Annotated in this window: 1 protein-coding gene; it reads left to right on the forward strand. The window is 63.4% G+C overall.

The features are described from left to right. On the forward strand, positions 1-243 hold a 243-nt coding region (locus tag BST12_RS30160; RefSeq protein ID WP_139802140.1), incomplete at both ends, for a cation:dicarboxylate symporter family transporter.

A 243-nucleotide genomic window follows, 5' to 3' on the forward strand; every position in this document is an offset into this window, starting at 1 on the left:
ACCTTAGGCCTGGTGCGGTCGGAAGCGGCGCAGCATTGGCCGGCCAGGCTGCGGAGTCACACGGAATCGCTGGGTTCATCCAGCAGATCATTCCGAGGTCGCTCCCCTCAGCCCTTACTGAAGGCAACGTGCTACAGGTGTTACTCGTCGCGCTGCTGGTCGGTTTCGCGGTCCAAGGCCTGGGCCCCGCAGGCGAGTCCATCCTGCGTGCCGTCGAGAACCTGCAAAAGCTGGTGTTCAAGG

Source organism: Mycobacterium angelicum, from assembly GCF_002086155.1.
Lineage (GTDB): Bacteria > Actinomycetota > Actinomycetes > Mycobacteriales > Mycobacteriaceae > Mycobacterium > Mycobacterium angelicum.